Source organism: Ferruginibacter sp., from assembly GCF_014377975.1.
Classification (GTDB): Bacteria; Bacteroidota; Bacteroidia; order Chitinophagales; family Chitinophagaceae; genus Ferruginibacter.
Window position 1 is genome coordinate 1 of the sequence record NZ_JACMOO010000204.1, and the last position, 2958, is coordinate 2958.

Sequence of the window (2958 nt, forward strand, 5' to 3'; positions counted from 1 at the left end):
GAGACGCCATTTAAAGTTTTTTAAATTTTGAAACAGGAATAAATATGGAATCTTTTAAAAGCCCTGATATCATCGTACCGGTAAATGATAATTGGTAAAGTACAGGCACACGGCAATTGATGAATTGTATATTTTTAAATTCTACATTGCTTTTTTGAACCGCAACAGCCACATCAAAATTTTTAAAAACAATGCTATCCAATACAATGTGTTTTGCAGTATTGCTGATGATAAATGCAGCACCTTTATAATTTGAATCACTGATAATAGTAACTCCGTTTCCTTTTATGTAGAAACTGTCTTTACTGATAAAAACCGGTTTCTGCACATTCAGTAAAGATGCTCCCCGGTTAAAGGAATAATTTTTAGTAGAATCTTTTACCATTCGCATAAACTGCTCCAGGGTGTCATTTTCCGGCCACACTGGTACTGATTTTAAAACAACATTATTTGCAGGTACAGCGGATTTATTTTGAAATAACAACACTGCTAAAATGCCAAGAGAAAACAGGATTAATAATATAATTAAACTGCCTTTACGGGTAGCCGGCAGATCCGGCTTTTCTTCAGATGAATTGTTGCTTACAGGAATTGGATTTTTCGCTGTAGTACTTTTTCTTTCAAACGGCTTTAATGCAACCGTTGGTGTAGGTTGCTTATTATTTTGTACAAGCACCGCAGTAATATTATCATTACCCCCGGCTTCATTTGCTGCAGCCACCAATTCTTTTGCTTTTTCAGTGAGGCTAATTTTCTGTAGCAGTATAGCCGAAATTGTGGCAGTAGAAATCATATCGGTTAATCCATCACTGCATACCAGTATGGTATCTCCCGGAAGAAAGGGCGATTGGCCTGTTTCAATAAAATCATTGATCTTGTGGATGTCTGCTTCAAAGCCCAGCGCTTTGGTAATTTCGTTGCGTCTTGGATGACTCATCGCATCTTCTTCCGACAACCGACCTAACTCCTCCAAAAAACCCACTACAGAATGATCCTTTGATAATTTCACCAGCGAATGGTCTCTTAAAAGATACAACCTTGTATCGCCAACATGGGCATAGTAAAGCTTATTATTTTGTATGTCTGTTACCGCACAGGTAAGCACACAGGCCATTTGCTCCTGTTTATTACCCTTCTTCCTTTCTTCCCTTATTGTAACATTGGCTGCAGAGACAGCAGTGTGAAGTGTTGCAATAATATCTGCCGGTAAATTTTTAAGATGATCCAGTATAACACACCTGGTAATTGCTGCCGCAACTTCGCCGCCGCTGTAACCGCCTACACCGTCAATTACACAGGCCACAACGAATTCTTTGTTGAAAAATTCGCAGGCAATAAAGGTATCTTCATTGTGATCTCTTCGTTTACCCTTGTCTGTTATGCCCACAAAATATTCACCCATTTTTATTGTGTGTTTGCTTTATTTCAGAAAAATTAGCGATCAACAAAATGATGCTGATCACCAGCAGCGCTATTGCCAGTATTTTATCCATATCAAACTTTAAAAATGTTGATGGTTACAATGCCATTTAATACAATCCTTGAATTGAGTGGAAGCTCCGTCCACTTTGGTGTTGCGGGGTCGCTGTTTTTTATTTCTATTTCGTTGATGATTGTTTTTTCTCCAAAAGAACTCAGCATAAATTTGTCAGCGGTTTTATCAAAGCGAATCAGTAAATGTGGCGTGGATACCCATTCGGATGGGATTTTAAAAATAGTTTCCTGTGTTGAATTTTCTTCACTTCCCGAAACGGTGATCTGTTCCCGCTTCATAAAATATTCCAGCTTTTTGCCGGCATACTGTTTATCCGGAAGGATTATCTCAAACCGGGCAAAATACTTTGATGCAATGGGCGTACCCGACTCTTCCGCCACAAGCCCCTGCCAATAGGGAATTTCATAATAACCATCACTGTAAAAAGTAAAGTCTTTTAACAGTTCATCTGCAATATCAAATGTTTGCGCAATGCCCGTTTGCCGGGGAATAAAAGTAACCCGCAGACTATCGTCTTTTTGCTTCGGGGCTGAATTGCCGGGCAACAGTTTACCAATAAAACTTTTATCACCGGGTCCATAATCCGGGTGCGACACAAAACGAAAAACCCATTTGTTGGAGGACGGCGTTATTTTTTTACCCTGTTGCTTGTGTTCTTGCAAAATGGTATAAAATGACTTTACCGCTTCCTGGATAATAAATCCGAATATGCCTTTGTTGTTATCCATAAATTTATTGTAGTCGGGCGGACTAAAACAAATGATGTATTCATGATAAAATATAACCCTTCCCGCGAAGGACAACTCAGTAATGGAATCCTGGAATTTTTCGATAATATATTTATGAACTGTATCTGGCGAAAGCGTTGCCATGGCAACACAATCTGCCTCTTTTTTTAAAAACCAGTTTTGTACGCCGATGCGTTGCCAGAAATTGGGAGCCATATTCGTATGCATGTGTTTTTCTTAGTTTAGGTTTTGCAAAAAAGTACAACTCTTTGCCCCGGAGTACCAATTGATTGATAACGCCAGCCTTTTTCCATCGTTGTTAACTCGTTATTATTGACTGTTTATTGTGCGACTTTTTAACACGGATCGCTGTGTAAGTACTAAGAATTTATTAATGTAGAAGTCTTGTCTGAATAGCTATAATTTAAAATAATTCAAAAATGTATTTATTGAATGAGGTTTAAAATTAAGGAGTGAATTCTTAACGAATTGCAAAAGCGTTGAATTTAGATTGAAGGAAATGTTAAATCGTATTTTTTCGATGCAGCGAATTGGTTTAATTTTTTTATTGATTTCATGATCTGATGAAAGTGGTCGATGTAGAAGCGATTTTGATAAGTGGATTTATTTCGCTGCCGGATGAGGATGGAGAACAAAACTATATCCCCGTAACTAATATAGATTGCCTGGAAACGGCCAGGGTCTTTATTTATTCTGACGAGGCATGGGAAGAAA

The 2958-nt window shown here is 38.1% G+C and carries 2 protein-coding genes; both read right to left on the reverse strand.

Annotation, left to right across the window (positions count from 1 at the left end; translation table 11 throughout):
- Nucleotides 1-10: 10 nt before the first annotated feature.
- Nucleotides 11-1402, reverse strand: a complete 1392-nt coding sequence (locus H7254_RS11445) for a PP2C family serine/threonine-protein phosphatase (RefSeq protein WP_301933094.1) — start codon at nucleotides 1400-1402, stop codon at nucleotides 11-13.
- 92 nt (nucleotides 1403-1494) lie between these two features.
- Complete coding sequence (locus tag H7254_RS11450) at nucleotides 1495-2451, reverse strand: hypothetical protein (protein WP_301933095.1); 957 nt, start codon at nucleotides 2449-2451, stop codon at nucleotides 1495-1497.
- Nucleotides 2452-2958: the final 507 nt, after the last annotated feature.